23 protein-coding genes are annotated in these 24,483 nt (G+C 59.9%); 5 read left to right on the top strand and 18 right to left on the bottom strand.

Going from position 1 to position 24,483, the window contains the following annotated elements; genetic code table 11:
- Nucleotides 1–9: 9 nt before the first annotated feature.
- The 4 genes from Q1A34_RS15280 to Q1A34_RS15265 all read right to left on the bottom strand — a co-directional run bounded on the left by Q1A34_RS15280 (nucleotide 10) and on the right by Q1A34_RS15265 (nucleotide 2,405).
- Nucleotides 10–573, bottom strand: a complete 564-nt coding sequence (locus tag Q1A34_RS15280) for a NifU family protein (RefSeq protein ID WP_300035910.1) — start codon at nucleotides 571–573, stop codon at nucleotides 10–12.
- A 116-nt stretch (nucleotides 574–689) separates the two neighbouring features.
- A complete protein-coding gene (locus tag Q1A34_RS15275) occupies nucleotides 690–1,145 on the bottom strand; it encodes a universal stress protein (protein WP_300035907.1) in 456 nt (151 codons plus the stop codon).
- Between the two features lie 105 nt (nucleotides 1,146–1,250).
- Entirely contained in the window at nucleotides 1,251–2,117 is an 867-nt protein-coding gene (locus tag Q1A34_RS15270; protein WP_300035904.1) for a branched-chain amino acid aminotransferase, read from the bottom strand.
- Between the two features lie 60 nt (nucleotides 2,118–2,177).
- Nucleotides 2,178–2,405: a hypothetical protein gene (locus Q1A34_RS15265; RefSeq protein ID WP_300035902.1), complete on the bottom strand. Its 228-nt coding sequence runs from the start codon at nucleotides 2,403–2,405 to the stop codon at nucleotides 2,178–2,180.
- 124 nt (nucleotides 2,406–2,529) lie between these two features.
- Here Q1A34_RS15265 and Q1A34_RS15260 point away from each other — a divergent pair, with 124 nt between their 5' ends.
- Nucleotides 2,530–3,240: a M48 family metallopeptidase gene (locus Q1A34_RS15260; RefSeq protein WP_300035899.1), complete on the top strand. Its 711-nt coding sequence runs from the start codon at nucleotides 2,530–2,532 to the stop codon at nucleotides 3,238–3,240.
- Between the two features lie 5 nt (nucleotides 3,241–3,245).
- Here the strand turns inward: Q1A34_RS15260 and Q1A34_RS15255 are convergent, their stop codons facing one another.
- The 4 genes from Q1A34_RS15255 to rimO all read right to left on the bottom strand — a co-directional run bounded on the left by Q1A34_RS15255 (nucleotide 3,246) and on the right by rimO (nucleotide 5,824).
- Nucleotides 3,246–3,629 carry a thiol-disulfide oxidoreductase DCC family protein gene (locus tag Q1A34_RS15255; protein ID WP_300035896.1) on the bottom strand — a complete coding sequence of 128 codons (384 nt, stop codon included), beginning with the start codon at nucleotides 3,627–3,629 and terminating at the stop codon, nucleotides 3,246–3,248.
- 53 nt (nucleotides 3,630–3,682) lie between these two features.
- Nucleotides 3,683–4,048, bottom strand: a complete 366-nt coding sequence (locus Q1A34_RS15250) for a hypothetical protein (RefSeq protein WP_300035893.1) — start codon at nucleotides 4,046–4,048, stop codon at nucleotides 3,683–3,685.
- 91 nt (nucleotides 4,049–4,139) lie between these two features.
- Entirely contained in the window at nucleotides 4,140–4,382 is a 243-nt protein-coding gene (locus Q1A34_RS15245; RefSeq protein WP_300035891.1) for a CDGSH iron-sulfur domain-containing protein, read from the bottom strand.
- A 65-nt stretch (nucleotides 4,383–4,447) separates the two neighbouring features.
- The gene (rimO, locus tag Q1A34_RS15240) at nucleotides 4,448–5,824 is read right to left on the bottom strand and encodes a 30S ribosomal protein S12 methylthiotransferase RimO (protein WP_300035888.1); all 1,377 of its coding nucleotides are present in this window, start codon (nucleotides 5,822–5,824) and stop codon (nucleotides 4,448–4,450) included.
- Between the two features lie 64 nt (nucleotides 5,825–5,888).
- Here rimO and Q1A34_RS15235 point away from each other — a divergent pair, with 64 nt between their 5' ends.
- On the top strand, nucleotides 5,889–7,808 hold the full coding sequence (locus tag Q1A34_RS15235; RefSeq protein WP_300035885.1) for an AsmA family protein: 1,920 nt from the start codon (nucleotides 5,889–5,891) through the stop codon (nucleotides 7,806–7,808).
- Between the two features lie 5 nt (nucleotides 7,809–7,813).
- Here the strand turns inward: Q1A34_RS15235 and Q1A34_RS15230 are convergent, their stop codons facing one another.
- Genes Q1A34_RS15230 through Q1A34_RS15215 form a run of 4 tightly spaced genes read right to left on the bottom strand, consistent with a single transcriptional unit; the run spans nucleotide 7,814 to nucleotide 12,531 of the window.
- Nucleotides 7,814–9,307, bottom strand: a complete 1,494-nt coding sequence (locus tag Q1A34_RS15230; RefSeq protein WP_300035882.1) for a phosphomannomutase/phosphoglucomutase — start codon at nucleotides 9,305–9,307, stop codon at nucleotides 7,814–7,816.
- A gap of 21 nt (nucleotides 9,308–9,328) precedes the next feature.
- Complete coding sequence (gene kdsA / locus Q1A34_RS15225; RefSeq protein WP_300035879.1) at nucleotides 9,329–10,162, bottom strand: 3-deoxy-8-phosphooctulonate synthase; 834 nt, start codon at nucleotides 10,160–10,162, stop codon at nucleotides 9,329–9,331.
- 1 nt (nucleotide 10,163) lies between these two features.
- A complete protein-coding gene (locus Q1A34_RS15220) occupies nucleotides 10,164–11,894 on the bottom strand; it encodes a capsule biosynthesis protein (RefSeq protein WP_300035876.1) in 1,731 nt (576 codons plus the stop codon).
- Entirely contained in the window at nucleotides 11,872–12,531 is a 660-nt protein-coding gene (locus Q1A34_RS15215) for an ATP-binding cassette domain-containing protein (protein WP_300035873.1), read from the bottom strand. Before Q1A34_RS15215 ends, Q1A34_RS15220 begins: the two co-directional genes overlap by 23 nt.
- Before the next feature lie 713 nt (nucleotides 12,532–13,244).
- Here Q1A34_RS15215 and Q1A34_RS15210 point away from each other — a divergent pair.
- The 3 genes from Q1A34_RS15210 to Q1A34_RS15200 all read left to right on the top strand — a co-directional run bounded on the left by Q1A34_RS15210 (nucleotide 13,245) and on the right by Q1A34_RS15200 (nucleotide 15,238).
- Complete coding sequence (locus tag Q1A34_RS15210; RefSeq protein ID WP_300035871.1) at nucleotides 13,245–14,042, top strand: SseB family protein; 798 nt, start codon at nucleotides 13,245–13,247, stop codon at nucleotides 14,040–14,042.
- 183 nt (nucleotides 14,043–14,225) lie between these two features.
- Complete coding sequence (locus Q1A34_RS15205) at nucleotides 14,226–14,738, top strand: YHS domain-containing (seleno)protein (protein WP_300035868.1); 513 nt, start codon at nucleotides 14,226–14,228, stop codon at nucleotides 14,736–14,738.
- Between the two features lie 2 nt (nucleotides 14,739–14,740).
- Nucleotides 14,741–15,238 carry a rhodanese-like domain-containing protein gene (locus tag Q1A34_RS15200; protein ID WP_300035865.1) on the top strand — a complete coding sequence of 166 codons (498 nt, stop codon included), beginning with the start codon at nucleotides 14,741–14,743 and terminating at the stop codon, nucleotides 15,236–15,238.
- A 113-nt stretch (nucleotides 15,239–15,351) separates the two neighbouring features.
- Here the strand turns inward: Q1A34_RS15200 and mdoH are convergent, their stop codons facing one another.
- From mdoH to Q1A34_RS15170, 6 genes are all read right to left on the bottom strand, one after another.
- Nucleotides 15,352–17,235: a glucans biosynthesis glucosyltransferase MdoH gene (gene mdoH, locus Q1A34_RS15195; RefSeq protein WP_300035862.1), complete on the bottom strand. Its 1,884-nt coding sequence runs from the start codon at nucleotides 17,233–17,235 to the stop codon at nucleotides 15,352–15,354.
- Complete coding sequence (locus Q1A34_RS15190; RefSeq protein WP_300035859.1) at nucleotides 17,232–18,755, bottom strand: glucan biosynthesis protein; 1,524 nt, start codon at nucleotides 18,753–18,755, stop codon at nucleotides 17,232–17,234. Before Q1A34_RS15190 ends, mdoH begins: the two co-directional genes overlap by 4 nt.
- Nucleotides 18,755–20,032 (bottom strand): OpgC family protein, encoded by a 1,278-nt coding sequence (locus tag Q1A34_RS15185; protein ID WP_300035856.1) that lies wholly within the window; start codon nucleotides 20,030–20,032, stop codon nucleotides 18,755–18,757. The genes Q1A34_RS15190 and Q1A34_RS15185 overlap by 1 nt, the downstream gene beginning before the upstream one ends.
- A gap of 48 nt (nucleotides 20,033–20,080) precedes the next feature.
- Nucleotides 20,081–21,430 carry a tetratricopeptide repeat protein gene (locus tag Q1A34_RS15180; RefSeq protein ID WP_300035853.1) on the bottom strand — a complete coding sequence of 450 codons (1,350 nt, stop codon included), beginning with the start codon at nucleotides 21,428–21,430 and terminating at the stop codon, nucleotides 20,081–20,083.
- A 180-nt stretch (nucleotides 21,431–21,610) separates the two neighbouring features.
- Nucleotides 21,611–22,819, bottom strand: a complete 1,209-nt coding sequence (locus Q1A34_RS15175) for a CoA transferase (protein WP_300035850.1) — start codon at nucleotides 22,817–22,819, stop codon at nucleotides 21,611–21,613.
- Nucleotides 22,803–24,425: a thiamine pyrophosphate-binding protein gene (locus tag Q1A34_RS15170; RefSeq protein ID WP_300035847.1), complete on the bottom strand. Its 1,623-nt coding sequence runs from the start codon at nucleotides 24,423–24,425 to the stop codon at nucleotides 22,803–22,805. Before Q1A34_RS15170 ends, Q1A34_RS15175 begins: the two co-directional genes overlap by 17 nt.
- Between the last annotated feature and the right edge of the window lie 58 nt (nucleotides 24,426–24,483).

Raw genomic sequence — 24,483 nt, 5'->3', positions numbered from 1 at the left:
TTCAGCGGATCAGGTTGCGACCGGGCGTACTTCTGTGACTTCCGGGATATAGTGCCGCAACAGGTTTTCGATGCCCATTTTCAGCGTCAGCGTCGAAGAGGGGCAACCAGCGCAGGCACCCTGCATGTGCAGGTAAACCACGCCGCGTTCAAAGCCGTGGAATGTAATATCGCCGCCGTCCTGGGCTACGGCCGGACGCACACGGCTGTCCAGCAATTCTTTGATCTGGCTGACGACTGCGCCGTCCTCGCCATCATGCTCCGCATGGCCGGAGACGGGTGTGTGATCACCTGCCATGACCGGCTGACCAGACTGGAAATGCTCCATAATGGCACCCAGCAGAGCGGGTTTGATGTGATCCCAGTCCACGGCGTCTGCTTTTGTTACCGTGACGAAGTCATTGCCGAAAAATACACCTGTCACACCTTCGACGGCAAAGATACGCGTCGCCAGCGGCGATTTGTCAGCTGTGTCCGGCGTTGGGAAATCTGCTGTTCCCATGTCGAGCACGGTCTGGCCAGGCAGAAACTTGAGCGTTGCAGGGTTCGGTGTGGATTCGGTCTGGATAAACATCTGCTCTCTCCTGAGGGTCCATCAGATATGCGGACAGCGCCTGAGTAAGTCAAGGTTTGGAACGATTCTAATCTGTGCACTGATGCAGGCACCGGTCGCAGCCCCAAAGGCTGGCTTCAGGTGATCGCTTCCAGCTTCTCTTTGCTCAGATCGCCGGGAACGATCGTTATCGGAATGGGCAACCCTCCGGCGTTTTTTGTCAGCTGTGTTACAAGCGGGCCTGGGCCTTTTTTGTCCGTGCCAGCGCCCAGAACCAGTACGCCGATCTCCGGGTCCTCCCGTATCTGCGCCATGATCTCATCAACGGGCTGTCCTTCGCGGATCACCAGTTCGGGCTCTACACCCTGCCGGTCGCGCATCCACTTGGCAAAGACCTCATAGTGCACTTCGATCCGCTCGCGGGCTTCTTCGCGCATCATCTCGCCGACACCGATCCAGTGGTTGAATTCATCGGGGGGAATAACCGCCAGCACCTCGACACCGCCCCCGGTGTGGGCTGCGCGCATCGCGGCAAACCGCATCGCGTTGAGGCATTCCCTGCTGTCGTCGAGAATAACGAGAAACTTGCGCATCTTCTGACGCCTCCCTTTTGGGCAGATCATGACCTCTGGGCAGACCGTGCGCAATCGCAAACTTCCCGCCGCCGACGGATGAGCGCCTGATCTCCGCCTCTGGTATTACAGGGTCTCGGACGCTGCCCAGTCCCAGTACATCTCGCGCAGACGCCGGGCGACTGGCCCAATCTGGTAAAACTTGTCCTCAAATGCGGTGACAGGGGTGATTTTGGACATATTGCCGGTCAGAAAAACCTCATCCGCCCGCTCAAAATCCTCAAAGCTCAGAACCGACTGGTGTACGCGCATCCCGTCACTGTTCATGTTGGTGATGTGGCGCGCACGGGTAATGCCCGCCAGAAAGGTGCCATTGGCAATGGGGGTAAAGACCTCTCCGTCGCGCACCATAAACACGTTTGCCGTGGCCGATTCAGCGACATTGCCCATAGCGTCTGCCACCAGCGCATTGCCAAATCCGCGGGCGCGCACTTCGGTAAGCATCCGTGCGTTGTTCGGGTAAAGACAACCCGCCTTTGCGTTTACCACGTTGTCTTCCAGCACGGGTCTGCGGAAACGTGTCCTGCCCAGGGTCGTCGAGGCATCTGCCGGTGCCATCGGGATCTGTTCCAGACAGATGGCAAAACCGGTCGCATCCGGATCGGGAACGATGGCCGTGGCGTCACCATGGATCGCCCAGTACATCGGGCGGATATAGACCGCATCATCGGGCCCATAGTGGCGCAGACCTTCCCGGATCATTTCCACCATTTCAGCTGCCGCGACGGTTGGCGTGATCATCAGCGCCCGTGCGGAATGGTTGACCCGCTCGCAATGTGCCAGCAAATCCGGTGTACGGCCCGCAAACATGCGCGCGCCGTCAAAAACGCTGGTTCCCAGCCAGGAGCCGTGATCAGCGGCGCGCATAATGGCCACATCTTCCCTGTGCCATTGGTTCCGGAACCAGGTCACAATATTTGTACCGGTGCTCATCTGCCCTCTCCCTGACGATCTGTGAACGTTACATCATCGCCTTATGGCGTGGTCAATCGCTCACTCGGTTCTGTAGACGCCTTCAGGCAGGTTAAGGGCGGCGTTCAGATCGCGCCACTGTTCCGGAGACAGGGTCACCGAAACCGTCTTGTCCGTCCTGGGGTCATACTGATTGAGCAGGATAGCACTCTCTGTGGCGTGCACAGTGACATCTTCCTGCAGCGGTGCCTGGCCTTCATCAACCAGCGTGACAACTGTCGCGTCAAATTCATGCTCGATGGTAAACATAGGCGCAGACTACGCCATGCGCAGGTCTTTGCAAGGCTCACAAAGCGGCGTCTTCGGGGTGGCACCTGATCACAGAGACGCTAAGATGGAAACCGGTTGTAAGGTAATCAGAGGCGCCATGGTGATGCTGAGAAAAGTTTCGATGATAGCGATGGCTGTCTTGCTGGCGGGGTGCGAAGTTACCACTGTGCAAGGTCCTGCCTCACCGCAGTCGGGCAGCGCTACCGCGCCCACCGGCACATCCTCTGCAGCGGCAAAGCGCAGTTTTGACCAGGTCGTCCGAACGGTGGAACCTGTGGCCGAACGGGAGTGCCGCGCGCGTACCCGCGGCGTAAACTGCGATTTCCGCATCCTTGTGGATGATCGTCCGGGCATGCCCGCCAATGCCTTTCAGACCCTGGACAAATCCGGCAGACCTCTAATCGCGTTCACGCTCGCGCTGATTGATGATGCGCGCAACACGGACGAGCTGGCCTTTGTCCTGGGGCACGAGGCGGCGCACCACATTGCCGGGCACATCGCACGTCAGCAGCAGAATGCTGTCGCCGGTGCTGTGATCGCGGGCAGTCTCGCGGTGTTGCTGGGGGGCGATCCTGTCTCGGTACAGAATGCACAGCGTACAGGGGCCCGGGTAGGTGCGCGCACCTATTCAAAAGATTTTGAGCTGGAAGCGGATGCTCTGGGCACTGTCATCGCGAAACGTGCAGGCTATGACCCGTTGCGGGGGGCAAAGTTCTTTACCCGCATCCCTGATCCTGGCGATCGGTTCCTGGGAACCCATCCGCCGAACGCGCAACGCATCGAAATCGTGCGCAAAACAGCCGCCGGACTCTGACCTTATCAGCCGCGCGCCGAACGTGCGAGGTGACGGCGATACAACAGCGGCGCCAGAATGTGATCATACAAAAGACGGGCAGTAATATGCACACCGGGCAGTGATACCAGGCGCGCAAGCCAGCGATACCGCGGGATATCCTGCCACAGGGCAATGAATGCGGGTATTCCGTCCAGAACCTGACCGTTTTTGCGTACATGCAGGCGCCGGGCTGCCTGATCGGCCGTCAGACCCCAGCTTTGCAGCCGTGCTGCATCGTTCAGGTCGTCATATCTGATCGCCAGTGCCTGCTTTTCGCTGATGCCGGCATAGTGCCGGATCTCTTTGGCGCATACCGGGCAGGCATCGTTGTACAGGACTGCGGTCTCGTCAGATTGTTGTTCCATCATGTCCGGCAGATAGGTCTCATTTCCGCCATCACCAGCCCGGTGCGACGAAACGCTCAGCGTGGTTTATTGCTGTCGATCCACCCGGACATGAGCGATTTATCACGAAAGCACTCACGCGGAATGTCGCGTCGGCGAACCCGGGCAATCCGCTCGGCAAAAGCAACCTGCTTTGACGTGGGATAGTCAGAAAAACGGCTTTCGGGTAAGCGCGGTTTGTGAAGGTCAATCCACTCCGAAAGCTTCCGGCGATCACGTATGACGCTGCCCGGCAACGACACACCGGACCGGCGCGCCAGTGCCTGGGCGTAGCGGATCTGTTTTTCACTTCCCGGCGTTGGCTGGTGCAAGGCAAGCGTACCCTGCTGCGGCGTCAGCAATCCGGGGAGGGCGGGATGTAAGGACATAACTGCTCCATTCATGTTCTGTTAATCTGGAACATAACAAGAACATTTTCAAGTGCAGCGGCACCCGGCACCCGGTTGTGCCACTGATGGAGCCTGTATCCGCTGCTCAGAGTTTGTTGTGCGATCCGTCACAGAGCGGGGCATTCCCAGTGGCCTTGCACCCGCAAAAGAAGAGTTTCCCGTCTTTTTCGGCCTCATACTTCATCGGGGAAAAGCCGGTTTCCTTGTGCGAACCGTCGCAGAAAGGCTGGTTTCCGGACTGGCCGCATGTGCACCAAAAATAGGTTTTCCCCGCGGTCACATCCACGGGGTAGGGGCCTTTTTTGGCGACTTTGGGTGTATCGGACATTTGCCTCTCCGCTGTTGGTACTGTTGCAACAACATGGAGCGGGTCACGCTCAGGTCAAAACCTGACTATTGAGACAGCTGACGGCCCCAGAGGTCATATTCGCCTGCCTCATCGACCAGCACTTTAACGATCTCGCCGGGGCGCAGGTTTTCAAAACCCTCGTCAATAAAGAGGTTTCCGTCGATTTCCGGCGCGTCCGCCACTGTGCGGCAGGTTGCGGCTTCGTCGTCCACCTCGTCGACGATAACGTCAAGCGTCTGTCCCACTTTGGCGGCCAGTTTCGCCTCCGATATGCTCTGGGCTTTTTGCATAAAACGGTCCCAGCGATCCTGTTTTTCATCCGCTGCAACATGATCGGGCAGGGCATTGGATCGTGCGCCTTCTACGTTTTCGTACTGAAAGCAGCCAACCCGGTCGAGCTGTGCTTCGTCCAGCCAGTCCAGCAGAGTCCTGAACTCCGCCTCCGTTTCGCCGGGGTATCCCACGATAAAGGTCGAACGCAGTGTCAGGTCCGGGCAGATCTCCCGCCAGGCGGCGATTTCATCCAGCGTTTTTGCCGCCGCCGCCGGGCGCGCCATGCGCCGCAGTACTTCCGGGTGCGCATGCTGAAACGGAATATCCAGATACGGCAGGACCAGTCCTTCGGCCATCAGCGGGATCAGCTGCCGCACGTGGGGATAGGGGTATACATAGTGCAGCCGCACCCAGGCCCCCAGCGAGCCAAGGTCGCGCGCCAGATCGGTGATATGCGCGCGGTGCCCGCGATCTTCTGCGTGGCGGATATCCACCCCATAAGCCGACGTGTCCTGGCTGATCACCAGCAGTTCGCGTACACCGTTTTCGACCAGCTTCTCTGCCTCGCGCACAACCGCATGCGCTGGTCGACTCATCAGCCTGCCGCGCATGTCAGGGATGATGCAGAACCTGCATTTGTGATTGCAGCCTTCGGAAATCTTCAGATAGCTGAAGTGCCGGGGCGTGAGGCTGACGCCGCTGGCAGGCAGCAGATCAACAAAAGGGTCCGGGTCCGGCGGTACTGCGGCATGTACCGCATCGAGCACCTGTTCATACTGGTGGGGCCCCGTCACAGCCAGCACTTTAGGGTGGGCACCGGTGATATATTCCGGCTCGGCGCCCAGGCAGCCGGTCACGATCACGCGACCATTTTCCGCCAGGGCCTCACCAATAGCGGACAGGCTCTCTGCTTTTGCGCTGTCGAGAAAACCGCAGGTGTTGACAATGACCGCATCTGCCCCTGCATAATCAGGAGAGATGCCATAGCCTTCGGCCCGCAGCCGCGTCAGAATGCGTTCGCTGTCAACGAGAGCTTTGGGGCAGCCCAGGCTGACCATCCCGACCGTTGGCTGACCTGCGCGTGCAGGGTCTGCCAGTCGGGCACGTGGGGCGATGTCAGGGCGAAGATCGGGCGGGTTGGTGCTCATGTACCGCGCTATAGTGCAGTTGAGCCCCAGCGAAAAGGGGCGGTGAAATTATGAGGAGCAGGTCATGAAGTGGGTTTTCCGGATTCTGGCGCTGGTGGTCGTTCTGGCCATTATTCTTGTTGTGTCGGTGATGTTTCTGCCGGCAGACCGCATTGCCCGGATTGCAACGGACCAGCTGCGCACAGTGACCGGGCGGGACGTTTCAATCAACGGGGATGTCGCGCTGACGTTCTGGCCGGTACTGGGCGTGCGGGCCGCCGGGCTGGAAGTTGGCAATGCAGACTGGTCCGAACAGGGTCCGATGCTGCAGGCTGCGAATGCCGCTATCGGTGTGGATGCCGCGAGCCTGCTGCGAGGTGAAATCCGGATCACCAATATCGAGGCAGAGAGCCCGACGATCCGTCTGGAGCAAAAGCGCGACGGACGCGCCAGCTGGCAGTTCACGGACGCAAGCGGCGAGGCGCAGATAGAAACCGAAACCTCGCCGGCCCGCGAGGCGCGCCCGATCAGTATTGAGCGTGTCAGTATAAAAGACGCCCAGCTTATCTATGACGCCGAAGGCAGCGATATCGTGTCTTATGCCGGAGTTGATCTGACGCTCGACTGGCCCGAGCGTCTCGGGCCCGCGGATATCCGGGCCACGCTGCGCCCTGCTGGCACACCTGTTGAAGTAGAGGCCGTTGTTGACGGGTTTGCGGGCTTTATCACCGGCAACGTGCAGAACGTTACACTGTCGGTAAAGGCGGGCCCGGGCACGATGTCGCTGGATGGCCGGGCAAGCACGGCCGGAGAAGTGGCGGGTCAACTGGCGATGAACACCGCCGACACGTCGGCGTTTTTGCAATCACTTGGCCTGCCGGGGGTTGATCTGCCGGCAAAGCTTGGGCGCAGTATCGATCTGTCGACGGCGCTCACGCTGACTGCGGACCGGCAGCTTTCGCTGCGTGATCTTGTTGTGGATCTCGGGGGTAACCGGCTGACCGGTGCTGCTGATATCGGGCTGAACGGCGTACCACAGATCAATGCACAACTGGACGCAGGCCCACTGGATCTCAGCGATCTGAGCAGTGGTGACGGCGGGCAGAGCGGCGGCTCGGCAGGCGGATCACCTGCCGCGTCATCGGGTGGCTGGCCCAAAGATCCGGTGGATGCCAGCGGCCTTGCAGCTTTCAATGGAGATATCGCGCTGAGCGCCCAGAGTATCGATCTCGGCACGTTCCAGCTGGGGCAGACGCGCACGGTGCTGAGCAACGATAATTCCCGAATGGTGTTCCAGTTGCGTGAAGTTGCAGCCTATCAGGGTAACGTGACCGGACAGTTTGTGATCAACAATCGCAGCGGGCTGTCTGTCGGGGGCGCGATAAACGCAGCTTCCATCCAGATGCAGCTTGTCCTGCGGGATGCCATTGATCTGGACCGTCTTACCGGTGTCGGAAACCTCAAAGTGAGCTTTCTGGGGGCCGGGTCTTCTGTGGATGCGATCATGAAGTCTCTGTCCGGTGATGGCAGTCTTAGCATTGGTCAGGGCACCATAGAGGGGATCAACCTTGACCGGCTGATGCGATCAGGGGACGCAGGCGGGGGCACTACCATATTTGACAGTCTCACCGGCTCCTGGACGATCGCCGGCGGCGTTCTCAATAATCGCGACCTGCTGTTGCAGCTCAAAAACTACCGTGCTTCCGGCGAGGGTATTGTCGGCATCGGTGCGCAGAATGTTGATTATACCTTCACGCCGGTGGCGCTGCGCGCCAACAGCGGTCAGGGGATCGCCATTCCGGTCCGGTTCCAGGGGCCGTGGACAGATGTGTCAATCCGCCCGGATCTCGAAGCCGCGGTTGATTTCCGCCTTGAGCAGGAAAAAGAAGAGCTGAAAGCCAAGGCCAAGGAAAAAATTGACGAAAAACTTGGCGGGGCGACCAAGTCAATTGAGGATGCCGCCAAAGACAAAGTCAAAGACAAGCTGCGCGGTTTGTTTGACTGACAGGTTCAGAAGGACTGGTCGTAGTCACCGACACCTGGTTCTGTGCGTATGATCGCGTCAAGGTCGCTGAAAATGGCGCGTAGTTCGGCTTCGCTGTCCGGGCTTTCGCAGACCACGACAAGGTTGGGCGTGTTGGAAGACGCGCGCACCAGCCCCCAGGCACCGTTGTCGAGAATCACGCGCGCGCCGTTGACGGTCACAACCTGAGAGATGCCGCGCCCGCCGAGCGTGCCGCTGTTTTGGGCAAGTGCCTCAATTTTGGCGACGATCCGCGTCAGCGTATCGTATTTTTCTGTATCAGCACACCATGGCGACAGGGTGGGCATAGACCAGGTCACCGGCAGCGCGCGACGCAGGTCTGACATGGATTTGCCTGGGTTGCGGTCCATCAGTTTGCAGATTTCCACGGCCACCCGCATGCCACAGTCATAGCCCCGGCCAATAGGTTCGGCGAGAAAGTAGTGCCCGGACTTTTCAAATCCGGCGAGTGCGCCCAGCTCTTTCACCCGGCGTTTCATGTGGCTGTGCCCGGTTTTCCAGTAGTCCGCCACGATACCGTGTTTTTTCAGCTCCGGATCGGACGCAAAAAGGCCGGTGGATTTGACGTCGGCAACGAATGTCGCGCCCGGATGCAGCTGTGCAAGATCGCGCGCCATGATGACGCCAACCTTGTCTGCGAATATTTCTTCGCCCTCATCATCGACTACGCCGCAGCGGTCACCGTCTCCGTCAAAACCCAGGGCCAGATCAGCGCCGGAAGCTTTGACGGATGCCGACATGTCGTGCAGCATCTCCATCGCTTCGGGGTTCGGATTGTAGTGCGGGAAGGTGTAGTCCAGCTCTGCGTGGCTTTCGACCACCTCGACACCGATGCGGCGCAGCAGGTCAGGCGCAAAGGCCGCAGCGGTTCCGTTTCCGGTTGCACAGACTACCTTGAGGGGGCGAGACATGCGAAAATCGCCTGCCAGATCGTCGAGGTATGCTTCCCGTACTCCTTCGACAAATTCATAGGAGCCGCCGGGACGCGGCGCGCCCTGACCATTCAGAACGATATCGCGCAGTTCGCTCATCTCGTCCGGTCCGTGGGTCAGGGGGCGCTCAAACCCCATCTTCACACCGGTCCAGCCGTTTGGGTTGTGGCTTGCCGTTACCATGGCGACGGCGGGCGCATCCAGGTGAAACTGCGAAAAATAAGCCATCGGGCTAAGCGCCGGGCCGATGTCACGCACACGGATACCAGCCTGCATCAGGCCGATCATCAGCGCGTTTTTGATGGCCAGCGAATAGTCGCGATAGTCGTTGCCCACAGCAATCACGGGCTCAATTCCCCGTCTGTGTATCTGCGTGCCCAGGCCCAGGCCCAGGGCGGTCATCCCCGGCAGGTTGATCTCTTCGGGGTACTGCCAGCGCGCGTCATATTCCCGGAACCCGGTCGGGGCGATCATCGGATCGCGCAGGAATTCCCACGTGTTCGGGGTAACGATGGGTGCAGGTTTCATGCTGTGTCTCTTTCTGGCCGCTCAGAACTGAAGCGGTGATGCTTTGGACAGCCGGTCAAAAGACATCAGCGTCTCAATCAGGGCAGGCATCTGGTCAAGATAGATCATGTTCGGGCCGTCGCAGGGCGCGTTGTCCGGATCCTGGTGCGTTTCCATAAAGATGGCGCCAACACCGACCGCCGCTGCCGCCCGCGCCATGACGGGTGCAAACTCGCGCTGACCGCCGGATGAGCCGCCACGCCCGCCGGGTTGCTGCACCGAATGCGTGGCGTCCATCACAACCGGATAGCCCGTGGTCGCCATCTGAGGCAGCGAGCGCATGTCGACGACAAGTGTGTTGTAGCCGAATGTTGTACCGCGTTCCGTCAGCAGGATGCGTTTGTTGCCGGTGCTTTCGATCTTGGTGCAGATGTTCTCCATCTCCCAGGGTGCCAGAAACTGACCCTTTTTCACATTAATCGCTGCACCGGTGTTACCGGCGGCCAGAAGCATATCGGTCTGCCGGCACAGAAACGCAGGGATCTGAATAATTTCCGCCACTTCAGCGGCGATAGCGCATTGTGCCTCGTTGTGTACATCAGTGATCACAGGCACGCCGTTTGCTTTGCCGACGGATTGCAGCACTTTCAGGCCCTGATCGATGCCAAGCCCGCGTTTCCCGTCCAGCGACGTGCGGTTTGCCTTGTCATAGGAGGCCTTGAACACATAGCCGGCACCGGCCGCCGCGCAGGCCTCTTTCATTTTGCCAGCGATCATCTGCGCGTGGTCTTCGCTTTCCAGCTGGCAGGGGCCCGCGATGATGGTCAGGGGCAGGTCATTGCCTATCGTCAGATCGCCGACTGAAACATGCTGCATATCAGGAAGTCACCTGTTCTCTGAGTATTGAAGACGTCAGAGAGACCATCAGGTAGATACCCGCAAAGATCAAGAAGGCGAGCAGGGTATTCTCGAAACTGCGCGGATAACTTGCTTCCTGCGGCGTAACAGGTTTCACACTGATCGTCAGATAGCGGACCTGGCGGTTTGCTTCGAGCCGTGTCTGTTCCATCTGCTGCAAAGCTGACTGGAGCAGCATATCGCGCGTGGCCAGGTCGGCCTGTGCCATCTGGATGCGCACACTGAGCTGGGCCAGAGAGTTTTCGCCCTGGCTGGCATCGGTCATCCGCGTGTTCAGCTCGTTAAGCTGGTCGTTCAGACGCCGGATGTCGCCGCGCGCACCGTCTACGCGGGACTGGTTGGGGCGGGCATTGTCCAGCAGCGCAGCCAGTTGCAGCTCTTTTTCCAGGATCTGCAGCTCGATCTGTGTGATCTGTGCCCGCAGGCTTGCGATGACGGCCTCCGGGTCCAGCGTCGCACCCTGCAGTTGCAGGTTTACCAGGGCTTCCTGTGCAGCACGGCGTTCTTCATCCGCATTGCGAAAGCTTTCTTCGGCATCTGCCATCTGATCGCCACGCTTTTGCTGGCTGAGGCTGTTGACCCGCTCTTCGGCATAGCCGATCAGCTTTTCACTGTAGCTTGTGCTCACCTCCGGGTCTGCGGCGATAACCTCCATCCGGAGAACGCCCTCTGTCGGGTCATATCCGACTTTGACCGACTTCTGGTAAGTCCGGTACGCTTCCTCGTTGGTGGAGTCGTCAGACAGCCGCTGAATCGGATCAATAAATGGCTGCGAGAAATGGGACTTGAACCCGAGATCACTGTCGAGCCTCAGCATTGCTTCGGTGGATTGCAGATAGGACTGAACTGCGATGCTGTCGGCAGAGGTTGCAACCTGGTTCCCGCTGAGAAGACCCGATGCGCCTGCGCCGCTCTGGCCATCGGCCTGAAGGATCAGGAACTCCGATTTTGTCGCATACATCGGCGTGGCAACAGCAAAGAAGTACCAGCCGGCCAGCAGTGTTGGCAGAAAAACAAATGCTGCCAGTCTGGCAACAAGCATTCGTATTTTGCGCTTCCGGCGACGGGCAATGTCCTGCTGAATTTCAGATATCTGGCGGTTGCGCCAGTCGGCGGGGTTCACTTCGGTTGAGGGCAGGGTCTCACCGGGGGGCGGAACCGTCTGGGGCAGCTGAACACGCGGCTCTTTTTCAGAGGGTTTCTGTGTGACTTCCTCTTGATCAGGAACCACCAGTTCCAGAAGTGTCGAACGCTGGAAGGGGTCGATCCCCCGTTGACGCAGCAGCCGCACGGCATCGAAATCCGACGCAGGGGCCATTCCGTGTTTCTGTGCGACACGGCGCGCCATGCGCAGCTGCCGACCCGTAAGGCTCTCCTGACGGATGGCGTCGATCTCATGCGCTGCCTGTTCCTGAGGTGACGCGGGTGTTCTGCGTTCAGGCTGCCCGGGCCGCTGCACTTTTGCGCCTGCTGTTGCGTGGGGATCAGAATGCATGCGCGCCTGAGATACCTGAACGGCAGGGGTATGGTGCTTTTGCCGGGGCGCCTTTGCCGCCGGTGCCTTCGTCCCGGCATCTGCCCTCGGAGGTTCGTGAGAAACCGGACGTCGCGCAGGATCCGCAGTCGGTGCTGTCAACCCTGGGCCCGTGCGTCTGATGCGGTATTTTTTAGCTGTGGGTTTCGTAGTCATAAAGCTGTTTCGCTTCTTCCAGAGTATCGAACATATGAAAATGACCGCCGATCAGAACTGCAGCAGAGCGGGCGAATTTCTCGAGTATTTCGGGCTGATGAGAGACGATCACGATTGTCGTGGACTGCAACCTTTCGCGCAGAACTTCTCCCGCACGCCGGTTGAATTCTGCATCAGTGGTTGATGGCATGCCTTCGTCAATCAGATACATATCAAAGTCGAGCGCCAGCATCAGCGAAAAGCAAAACCGTGCCCGCATGCCTGCGGAATATGTGCCCAGAGGTTGCTCGAAGTATTCATCCAGGTTGCACATCCAGCGACAGAAACTCTCGACGTAGTCGGGGTCGAGCCCGTAGAGCCGCGCGATATAGCGTGCGTTTTCAACCGCCGAGACCTTGTTGACCACGCCACCCATAAAACCGAGCGGAAACGAGATGTTGCATCCCCGCCTGATTTCACCGGTATCGGGTTTTTCAAGGCCGGCCATCATGTTGATGAGGGTCGTTTTCCCGGTCCCGTTCGGCGCGAGGATGCCAAGCGAATTGCCAAGCTCAACCTTAAAGGACACCTGATCCAGGATGACCTTGTGCTGAGTCCCGGTCCAGAAGGACTTGGATACATTCTCGAACGCCAGCATGACTGCTCCGCCTGCCTCTTTTGGCCCGACACGGGCTTGAATGCTCTTTAAAGCCAGAGCTTATTTTCAGGAATATCCACTGAATTTGACTTAATTATGTCGCGAATTGAAACAAATGTACAACGCAGCCCAGCATTGTCGGCGCTTTGTTGGCGATAACATGCCTGCGAAAAACGATTGTGCGCAATTTCCCGCCGCACGGCGATCATAACCTGGTCAGGCAGGTCAGACTGACAGCCTCCTGAACCCGGAGCTTCATTAGCTGTCTGCACAAAGTTTGGTCATTTGTGGTTTCCGGAAGTGACGGCCGGGTCATTTCATCGGGTGGTGCCGGCCTTACGTCAGTTTTTATGCAAGATATCCGCTCGGAACCGTCTGCCTGTACTCTGCGCGCGCCCCGGTTTTCCGGCCGGCCACTGGACCGGTTTTTTGGTTTATGCCCACCCCGCATCTTCACTCGACCTGGCGCAAAGACGTTCTCAGGATGCTGCCGGCTGTGGCTGTGTCATTGGCTATTGGTGCCTGTGCCATAAAAAACCTCCGGGGACCTGTCGCATCGGTAACCGCAGCGGTGCGGAAACAGACCGGCCGCAGCCGGGGCATCCGGGTCTTGCCACATCCGAGCTGGCGCAATACGGGATAGGTTCGACAAAGCCCGTGGTTCGAGGCCAACGGTTTGCCCGGGCCGCGGCAGGATGCAAGAAAGGCACCGGATGACTGACACAACCCCACTGGATGCCGCACATGCCGCGATGATGGCCGCCCCGGACAGCGATACGGCGCGTCTGGGTTTTTACGAACGGCTGGCCGATTGCGAACTGTTTCTGATGCTGGAAGCAGAACCTGATGACACGGATGAAACGGTAACGCCGGAGCTGTTCGACGTGGGCGATGCCCGCTATGTTCTGGTGTTTGACCGGCTGGAAAGGCTGGCGGCCTTCGCCGGACAGACTGCAGCTTACGTGGCACTCTCCGGCCGGGCGATTGCCGGGATGCTGCAAGGGCAGGGGATCGGCCTCGGCCTGAACCCCGATGTGGCCCCGTCATCAGTGCTGCTGCCGGCAGAGGCTGCGGAGTGGCTTGCCCGGACCTTGGGAAATGCACCGGACGAGGTGGAAGCACGGATCACACAGGTCGAGGCGCCCGCCGGTCTGCCCGACAGTCTGATCGCCGCAATAGACACAAAACTGGCAACCGCGATGGGGCTTGCGCGTTTTGCGTGCCTTGCCGGGGTGCACTACGACGGCGGCGGTCGGGGGCATCTTCTGGCCTTTGTCGACGCTGTGCCCCAGGCACAGGATGCGCTCGCCCGAGCGGCAGCCGAAGCGCTGACGTTTTCCGGTATCGAGGCCGGTGAAATGGATGTCGGCTTTTTCAGCAGCGCCGACCCCCTGGCAGCCAAGCTGGAGCAGTACGGTCTGCGATTTGATCTGCCACAGCTGCCGGAAAACGTTTCCAGTGTCCCCGCGGCCCCGGGGAGCGATCCTGAAAAACCGCCGCGTCTGAAATAATCGGGCGTCTTTACGGGGAGGTATTCACATTCTGATCACGCATATCGGGAAATTGTCACAAGCCTGCGAGAAGGGCGGTAACAGGGTGCACAGCGAGGGATTTAGCTTTTACATGTTGGCCACAGGCGGACGCTGGGTCCGCGAAAACCGTCAGAACCGGAGTATGCCCATATGCGTTTCCCCATGAATCTTCTGGCTGCAACAGCCGTAGCAGCAACTTTCGCAACAGCGTCCTATGCGGGTGATCAGTATGTCGACCCCACAGGGTTTGCCGTTTCAGGTTACGACGTCGTCGCCTATTTTGACCTGGAGCAGTCATCCGTTGGCACAGCACAGCCTGCGGCCGTTCCCGGCGACAAAGACATTACCGCTGAATACAATGGTGCCGTTTTCGCCTTTTCGAGCGAAGCAAACCGCGACCGTTTTGTTGCCAATCCGGCCGCTTACGCGCCTCAGTACGACGGGCATTGCGCTTACGGCGTGGCGCAGGGCGGCAAAGTACCGGCCAACCCCAACCTGTGGCGGATCGTGGATGACAAACTCTACCTGAACATCACCAGAAACGTGGTGGGCTTCTGGGAAGAAGACATTTCCGGCAACCTGTCCAAGTCTGAAAACAACTGGGTAAACATTGAATCCGCGGCGGCTTCTGACCGCGCCATTCCACAGTTTTCCAGTTCTGCACCGGTTAACTGATCATGCACCGGCCTGATCTGACCAGGGACGGCCAGCCAAAACCCCCGCTGCGGATGACGCGGCGGGGTGCACTTGTTTTGGGCCTCGCCGGTATTGCCACCGGTGGTGCTGTCGCTGCCCAGTGGTACAATGTGCTGGCCGAAAACGGCGGCGATGCTGCCATCAGTCCGGACGAGGCACACCGAGCCGCTGTCGGCGGTGAAATCACACTTGTGGACATCCGGCGCCCGGATGAGTGGGAGCGCTGGGGCGTTGGCGAGGGTGCCCTGCCGATTGATATGCGCCGCGCTGATTTCATCGATGAGCTGCTGCTGAAAACCAACGGCGATCGCAGTATGCCAGTGGCGCTGATCTGCGCGCGCGGCGTTCGTTCGCGGCGCATGACCGAACGTTTGCAGGCGGCAGGGTTCACCCGGATCATTGACGTGCCTGAGGGCATGCTGGGGTCTGGTGCCGGCCCCGGCTGGATCAAGCGGGAACTGCCGGTCTACAGGCCCTGAATTATTGACCCAAGACGGAGCACCAGCGGCTCCGTCGGAAACCGTTCTGATGCCCCCCCGGGCTCAGAACGTTTTTTTTGGCTGTAATTCGGAAGCGGACGAAACACCCAGCTCTATTCAGCGGGCACTCTTGTTGCGGACAGGTGCTCGGAGACCCTGCGTCGCTGTTCCAGCGCGCGGGCAACGATAGCAGGCTCGCGCAGCGTGTGCGGGCTGTTCATGCGCAAAGGGCCCGGCATACGGCCAGCCACAGGCAGTGCGCTGAGTGCCGAGAGCGGCACGGCGAGCGCAAGGCTTACCGCAATCGGCACCAGCCACAAGGAAACAAGGCCGGATGCGAGCCCGGCCAGCAGCACGGCGCCCAGCAGGGTTTCAACCCAGTGAAACCGCAGCAAAACGGATGCGGGGTAAGCGCGGGCCGCACGGGCCTGGGGTGCCCAGGTGACTTTTTTGCCCAATCCCGCCCGGATCACAGCGCGGGTCTGCTGGATCATCAGTATCGGCGCATAGGCGACCGACAGCACAATCTCGGCCAGGAATGCGCCCAGAAAAGCAGGTCTGCCGCCGTAAACCCTGGTTGCTTTGGGGTGCAGGGCGATGATGCCCGCGCCAACCAGTTTCGGGGTCAGCAGCATCGCATACATAATCACCAGAAAGACGGCTGAATCGATATGGCTCATCGCGGGGGGCCAGTCCGGAAAGAGCGGATTGGCTTCGTTGAAGTAGCGGATCACGTTGGTTTCAGCGCTTTTCCCGAGCAGAGCCCAGACCACAAGTAAAAAGAACCAGGCGGGCGACAACAGATAGGCCACGGCACCATGCAGCAGATGGAAACGGGAAACCGGATGCAGCCCGGCGGTGCCCAGCAGGCGCAGGTGTTGCAGATTTCCGCGGCACCATCGCTGGTCGCGCAGAACATAGTCGATCAGCGTGCCAGGTGTTTCCTCAAAGCTGCCGGTGACGCGTGGCAGGAAACGCACCTGCCAGCCCGCGCGGCGCAGAAGACCGGCTTCGACAAAATCGTGGCTGAGGATAAGCTCGGAACGCCCCTTGCTGTCGGCCAGATACGGCAACCCGGCAGAGGCGGCAAAAGCACGGGTGCGGATGATGGCATTGTGACCCCAGTAGTTGCCTTCGGTCTGCGCCCAGTTTGCCAGCCCTTCGGCCAGGAGCCAGCCGTAAGCGATATTCGAGAACTGCTGCAGCCGGGCAAAAAGAGTGCCCGCACCGATCAGCATGGGAAAGGTCTGGATCAGACCGGCGTCAGGATCCCGGCTCAGCTCACTGGACAGCCTGTCTATGGCCTTGCCGGTCATCAGACTGTCAGCATCCAGCACCAGCATGGCCTCCCAGCCGGCACCCCAACCGGTAATCCAGTCGACCAGATTGCCTACCTTCTTGTCCGTGTTCGTTTCGCGGCGCCTGTAGTGCACGGCAAACCCGGTGGGTGCCCCCGCCTCGAGTGCTGCAAAGGCGCGGGTTTCGTCCTGGATGATGTCAGCATCGGAACTGTCGGAAAGGATGAACAACGTATACCTGTGCGGGCTGTCACGGCGGGCAAGATCGTCAAGCATTGCCGCCGCGTTGCCGAACACATCGCTTGGGTCTTCGTTGTGGACTGGCACCAGCAGCGCGACATCCATTCCGGCAGCTGTGGCAACTGCCGGATCATCAGCATCCTCGCGCGCCAGAAGTCCGGCGACGGCAACGCCGATGGTGCTTACAGAAAGTGAAACCCACACAAAGGTCGCCCCGATCATCGTAAGAAGCGCCCATTCGAGGCCCGTCATACCGGTCTCGGACAGCCAGCCATACATGCCCGCAACCAGCAACGCTGTTCCCATCAACGCAGGCAGGAATACACCCAGTCGCCAGCGCATCAGGCGCGGCGGCGCAGTGTGGGCTGTTGGCCTCGGCTCCGGCGTCGCGGTCAGGTCCTGCACCCGCATCTGCAAAGGCGCCCGGGGGGGCATGGAGATATGCGGCTGCTCTGTCATCCGGCAGTCCAGCGGTAGAGCCAGACTTCGCTCAGCGGGGCACCGTCCAGACGCAGCTGCGCACGGAATTCAATCAGATCGGCCTCTCCCGGTTTGAATGTGAACGCCAGGCGCGGTCCGTTGGTTTCCGGGTTGCGCTGCACCAGCCCGGGCGTGACCTCGCCTGCGCTGCCGCGCACGAGAATGTCCAGCCGCGACAGGTCATCGGGCACCAGCGCGCTGTCCTCAAAGTCAATTGCGACGATGTTGCCACCCTCTGGCCTGCCGCCGATCGCAGTGTTCAGCACACGCAGGGGCATACCGGATGATGGGGCAGGCGATGCACCCCAGTCGAGCGTATAGCTCATCTGGTGGCTTTCGCCTACGGCAATGGGCCGTGCCGGACGCCAGTAGGCAACGATGTTGTCGTAGATCTCAAGATCAGCCGGAATTTCCACGAGCGCCACGGAGCCCTGGCCCCAGTCTTCACCAGGGGTCACCCAAAGCGCGGGGCGCTTGTGATAAAGCGCCTCAAGATCCGCGAAATCCCCAAAGGTGCGCGGGCGCTGCATCAGGCCAAAACCGCGCGGATTGTTGTCTGAAAAGGCGCTGATCTGCAAAGACACTGGATTTGCCAGGGGCCGCCAGATCACTTCACCTGCGCCATTGTGGATCAGCAGCCCGTCGCTGTCGTGAACCGCGGGGCGGAAATCAGAAAACCGCTGCCGCATTGTTTCATCAAAAAGGAACATGGATGTCAGAGGGGCAATGCCGACGTGACGCATGTCCTCGCGGGCAAAAAGGGTTGCAGACACACGCATCTGCAGGGTCTCGCCATGCATAATGTCGAACCTGTACGCGCCTGTGCAACTGGGGCTGTCGAGCAGCGCATGCAGAACCACCCGTTTTGCGCCGGGCTGTGGTGTTTCCAGCCAGAAGGCCGTGAAATCCGGAAACTCTTCGCCCGCGGGATCACCGGTTTTCAGGGCCAGACCGCGCGCCGACAGCCCGTAAATCTCGCCGGTTCCAATGCCGCGGAAATAGCTGGCCCCCTGGAAAACGGCATATTCCTGAAAAATCCCGGGCTGTTCGAGCTCTGCACGCAGTCGCAACCCGGAGTATCCCAGTGTGCCGTCGATCTCGACATCCGGGAATTTGTCCGTCTTGTCGAATACACCCATGTCAAAGGCCAGAGGCCTTGCGCGGCCGCCGTCGATGACACTGATTTCAACCGGCTGCGGAAAGTAGAGCCCGGGCGGAAATACATCAACGCGCTGCGGCCTATCCGTGCCCTCCCAGAGCGCATTGCGGCTGTCGAACCAGATCTTGCGGTACTGGTCATAGGTCAGATTGCGCCAGCTTTCCGGGATAAAATCGCGCGGGCTGTAGGGCTTTGCAGCCAGAGCGCGGGCCCGGCTGATTACAGTTTCTGCGTCAAAAGGCGTACCGTCCCCCAGTTGCAGGCCAGGCTCCTGCGCGAGAGCAACTGTTGGCACCGCCACCATTGCCATCAGTGATTTGAGAACATCACGTCGCAGCATCAGGCAGCTCCTTTCTGTACGCGCCATGGCTGGGATTTAAACCAGCTGGCGCTGTAGGCGGTCAGGACCAGAATGCCCATGCCCGCAAAGTTTACAGCGATCACTGTCAGAGTGTCCCGCCCGAGCGCGTCGAGCGCAAAACCGCTGACACGCGCGGTGAACATGCTGACGATAAAGACGGCAAGAGACTGCTGCCCCACTTTCAGGATGATCGTCAGCGCGCGCTGCCAGACGCGCGCAGCAATGCTCTGACCTGTGGCCAGCAACCGGGCGCCCTTGTCCCCGGCGGCCACCCAGCAGAGGTACGCAAGGGCCAGAAAATGGATATAGCGCAAAATGCCGAAATCGGATTTCGTGATCCACGCGCGGTTCTCAACACGCCAGTCACGCGCCCAGTCAAACCCGAATTCGCGGACGCCGATGTTGCTCAGCGGAATGTTCGCCAGCACCAGAAACAGTGCGAGACCGATCAGCCATGGCGCAACGGGTGGTTTGGGCAGCCAGCCGCGCATAAAGGCAAAGCCGGTAAAGAAGATCAGTTGCCATCCGAACGGATTAAAAAACCACTCCCGCTGCGTGCCGTTGTCTTTGATCCAGGGCTCGGCCACAAAATTCCAGTGCGGCAGGCCCAGCATATCTGTAAGGGCCCGTTGTCCCATAAGCCATGTTGCGGCAATGAAAGCTGCTACCAGCCACAGGTTTACCCGGGCCAGGGCCATCACAACCGGCATCATCACCAGCACGATCATGTACATGGGCAGAATGTCAAAGTAGTTCGGCACATAGCGCAGCGTCATAAAGCTGAGCCATATGTCCTGGTTCGCCCAGCGTTCGCTTTCGACAAAGAGCGGCCAGAGATTGAGCTGACCCCAGTAATTGCGTCCGGTGATGTCGAGACCAGTCAGGAAAACGACCATCGCGACCGTTGCGAAAAACAGACCGACGTGCGCCCAGTAAACCTGCCAGACGCGGTAGCCCACACGGGCTGTGCCCAGAACGAAACCAGCCCGGTCAAAGGTTGACCCGAAAGCAATTGCAGAGGCCATGCCGGAACAGAACACAAAAATTTCTGTCGCATCCGAAAAACCCCAGCGGGCAGGAATCCATGAGGTAAAGAAATTTCCCGGCGTGTGCGCGAACAGAATAATGAACATCGCAATACCACGGAAAAAGTCGAGCCTGAGATCACGCACACGTCCTGAGCCCTGAGCGCGCGCGCGCGCAGCGGCAGTACCCGGGGCACCGGCAGAAAGCGTATTTGGGTCGGCAAGTGTCATAGCCGGTCTTTATTCCGTCGCTGCGCGAATGTCATCAGGTCGCCGGTGTCACTGCGCAGGGATTCGCCGGGCCCGGGAAATGGTTTCCATGCGCGACGTGGTGTAACGGTCGGCATTTCCCGCGCGGCGGTCGAGCCTGTCCAACAGAATGGTTTCGGTGGCGTCATAGCGCCCGGCGCGCAGACCTGCGTCGATCGTCAGCCGCTCGAACACGTCGCGCTGCGCGTGGCTGCCGCCTATTGTCTGCATTGCAGGGCGCGCGGCGGCAAGGTTTGCAAAGGCGGTGTCATAGCGTGCCTCGGCGAAAGCGTTTAAACCCTGCAGTGCGGCAACGCCGGGATCGGCATAGCGCGACTGCATCTCGCCGTCGCAGGCAGCATCCCGCGCAAAACGGTCCGTCATCTCGGCAATCGCGTCCGGACGGTCAGCGCCGGTGAGCGCCAGCATGTAGTGCAGGTCCGCGAACACCACACAGCCATCCTCCGTTCGGTTCTGCGCCAGATCGGCCAGTTCATCCCAGCGCGGTCCGACATCGACGCCTTCGAGCTCCAGCCGTGTCAGCAGTGAGGTGGCGTTGGATATATCGCGGTAATCATCCGTTTTGTCCGCGCGGATCTGGGCGTCATAGAGTCCAAGAGCAACGTCCAGCTCTCCGCGGTCCATATGGAGCAGCGCTTTGTGCCACCAGACGTGATAGCGGAAATTATTGCAGTGGTCCCAGGCGCTTGTGTGGTCTTCGATCATCCGGATGCCATCGCCGGAACGTGCGGTCATATCGTAGACGTGGGTGACCGCATGCAGCCCCCAGCTGTCCTGGGGTACGAGAACAAGACCGTGACGCCCGGCTTTTTCCGCGTTTTCATAGTCGCCCGTTTCCTCAAGCGCAAATGCATGGCATCCCAGTGCGAAACCACGCAGGGGGTGATCTTCGTCATGTGCCTCCAGAACCCGTTCAATAGAGCGGCGCATACCGTGGGCATCGCCCAGGATAAAACGGATGGCGTGGCTGACCTTGGCTGAAAGCGTATCCGCCGGGTTCTGGCTGAGGATTTTCTCCATTTCGGTGACCGCGCCGGACAGGCTGCCGGACAGCCAGTGATCCAGGGCATCGATCCAGGCGCGTTCGCGCGGGGAGATTGCGCTGTTGCCTGCCGCTCTGTGTGCAGCAGCGGCGGCTTCCTGCGCGACCGTGACCAGTTCCTTGCGGCCCATCATCATTGAAAAAAGACCGCGCGCGGCATGGCCCATTGCGAAATCCGGATGACTTTTCAACACCGCTCCAAGGTGGGTGGGTGTTGCTGTTCCGTGTGCCAGGAAAGCATGAACCATGCTGTTCCATTCCGACACCGCATCATCGGTCGTCAGGGATACGGGGCCTTGGCAGATATCGTATTTCATCGAGAACGCGCCTTTTACAAGTTATGGGTTCTGTGTATCGCAATATTGGTGCGGGCGAAGGCGCGTCCGGCCGGACACACGCCAACGTGAAGGACCGTGTCCCGTTCGCGCCAATGTTTCAGCGATTTACAGCCAGAAGATGAATAGAAAGGCAAAATTTTGCCGGTCAGCGGGCGATTGTTACGCCTTTGGCGGCCTCAGGCCAAAGGTGTCGCAGACCGCAGCGGTATCCTGCCCGAAAAACGGCGGCGCCTTGCGGTATTGCACCGGCGTCCGCGACAGCTTCAGTGGGTTGCCCAGCAACCTGACATGCCCGTTCTGCACCCCGTCTGCGGCGACCTCTGCTACAGTTCCCCTGGCCTGTGCCTGATCGGAGCCAAGCGCCTGCGCAACCGTGTGAATCGGGCCCGCCGGTACCTTGACTGAATGGAGCCGGTCCAGCACTTCAGCAGTGCTGAGCGCGGCGACTGCGGGTGACAGCAGGGGGATCAGCGTGTCGCGGTTTTCGATCCGTGCCACGTTGGTCTTGAAACGGTCATCCTCTGCCAGCTGACCCAGACCCAGAACATCGCAAAACCGCGCAAACTGTGCATCGTTTCCGACGGCAATCAGAATGTGGCCGTCGGAACAGGCAAAGGCATCATAGGGCACGATGTTCGGATGCGCGTTCCCCCGCCGGACCGGCTCCTTGCCAGAGGTCAGATAGTTTGTGCCCTCGTTGATCAGCCAGGCCATCTGCGCATCCACCAGCGAAAGGTCAATGTGCTGCCCCTCGCCGGTTGCATCCCGGTGCCTTAAAGCAGCAAGTATGCCAACGGCCGCATACATCCCGCACATGACATCAGCGATGCCAACGCCCACCTTCATTGGTGGCCCGTCCGGTGCACCCGTCAGGGACATGATGCCGCCATAGCCCTGTGCCATAAGGTCATATCCGGGCTGATCGCGGTTTGGCCCGGTCTGGCCAAAACCCGAGATCGAGCAATAGACAAGGCCCGGGTGGGCTGCACAGAGCGTCTCGTGATCCAGCCCGTATTTGCGCAACCCGCCCGGTTTGTAATTTTCGACCACCACATCGGCGCGGGCGGCAAGCTGGCGGATCATTTCCTGCCCCGCGTCTGTAGACAGATCAACCGCAACCGATTGCTTATTGCGGTTGGCTGCCATGAAATAGGCAGACAGGTCTGTCTTTTGGCCATTTGTATCCAGCGCATAATTCGGCCCCCAGCCGCGGGTGTCATCACCCTCCGTTTTGGGGTTCTCGACCTTGATCACAGTTGCGCCGAAATCGCCCAGCAACTGTGTGGCTGTGGGACCCGCGAGGATCCGGCTGAGATCAAGCACGACGAGTCCGTCGAGCGCCATCGGTGTATCAGATGCGTCCGTCATACCCACCCCGGTCGATGACAGCGGCAATCACCGTGAACGTGTCGGCAGCAAGTGCTGTGCTGAGCGCAGTTTCCAGCTCGGACCGGTTTGTGACCGTGTGGCCCGCACCGCCAAATGCCTGTCCCATCGCCGCATAGTCATGGCGCGCAAAGTCGACGCCGTGATTGGTCAGCTGGCGTGAGCGCTGCTTGAGTTCGATCAGCGAAAGAGAGGCGTCCACAAATACCACGAAAACCGTGCGCAGCCCCAGTTCGGCGGCCGTGCTCAGCTCTCCCGCGATCATCAGAAATCCGGCGTCGCCGCTGAAAGAGACGACGGGCCGGTCAAGTTCGGCGACCTGTGCGCCCATCGCCAGCGGGATGGCGCATCCCATCGTGCACAGAGCGGTGGACTGGGTCAGGCCGCGCGGCTCATAACACTCCCACATCTGGCTGAGCAGAATGCGGTGCGCGCCGCTGTCGACAGTGGCGAGCGTATTGCGAGGCAGGATGTCACGGCATGTCGCGATCACGGCTGCCGGGCCCCATACGTCGTCCTTCGGAAAGGCCGCTGCCAGGGCGGCTTTTGTGCTTTCAATGCCGCCGTCCGCCCAGGTTTCCAGCGGCGCCACGCCGTCAGACAGTGCTTTCAGTGCAGCGTTACAATCGGCAATAAAGTTCAGACCCGACTGATGCATAAAGTGGTGGTTCGGCTCTGCAGTGATGTCGATGACATTCTGCGTTCGCGGATCCCAGGCATCCCGCCAGCCCGTGCGCATCTCGATCGGGTCATAGCCCAGACACAGGATCAGATCGGCCCGGGCCAAAAACGGCAGCAGGTGCCTGTCCGCCAGAGGAGAGAGACCGGCACCCCCCAGACACAACGGGTGATCCTCGGGCATCAACCCTTTGGCTTTGTAGGTGGTGATGACAGGGATATGGTGTTTTTCGGCAAAAGCAACCAGAGCGTCTCCCGCCGCATCGTTCATCGCATCAAGGCCGGCCACGATCACAGGGCGGCGCGCCTGTGCCAGCCAGCCCCGGGCGGTCTGCAGATCCGCGCCAGCCGGTGCAACGATCGCCGCGTCAGCGCGCGGTGCGGGGGCTTCGGCTGAGATTCTGGCATCTGCAACTGTGATCGGCACGTCGATATGAACCGGGCCGGGTCTGCCCTCGGTTGCAATCCCGACCGCCTTGTCGGCAATCACATGCGCGGCTCCGGGCACCAGCGAAAAACTTGCCTTGGTGATCGGGCGGAACACTGCCTGCTGGTCCAGTACCTGGTGAGTATATGTCTGTGCCTCATCTGCATCCACCGCACCTGCAAGAACGATCAGCGGCACACGGTCCTGATGGGCATTGGCAACCGCGTTCACACCATTCAGTGCACCTGGTCCTACCGTGGCGACCAGAATGCCTGGCGCGCCGGTCCGGTGATAGACGCCCTCGGCCATAAAGGCAGCTGCGTTTTCGTGTTTTGCCAGGATAAAACGGATGCCTGCCGCCTCAAGTGCATCCACCAGGGTCAGAACCTCGCCGCCGGGCATGCCAAAGGCGTGCCTGCAGCCCGCCCTGTACAACCGTTGCGCCAGCGCATCTGCGGCCCGAATTGTCTGGGGGTTGGACATCTGCGTCTCTCCGTCTCATCTCTCCGGGCAAGGGCATATACGATGCCCGCGCGAGCGC

The sequence above is a fragment of the uncultured Roseobacter sp. genome, assembly GCF_947491795.1.
Taxonomy (GTDB): domain Bacteria; phylum Pseudomonadota; class Alphaproteobacteria; order Rhodobacterales; family Rhodobacteraceae; genus Roseobacter.
The sequence above is the reverse complement of the archived record's forward strand: the minus strand, read 5'-3'. Positions and strand labels throughout refer to the sequence as shown.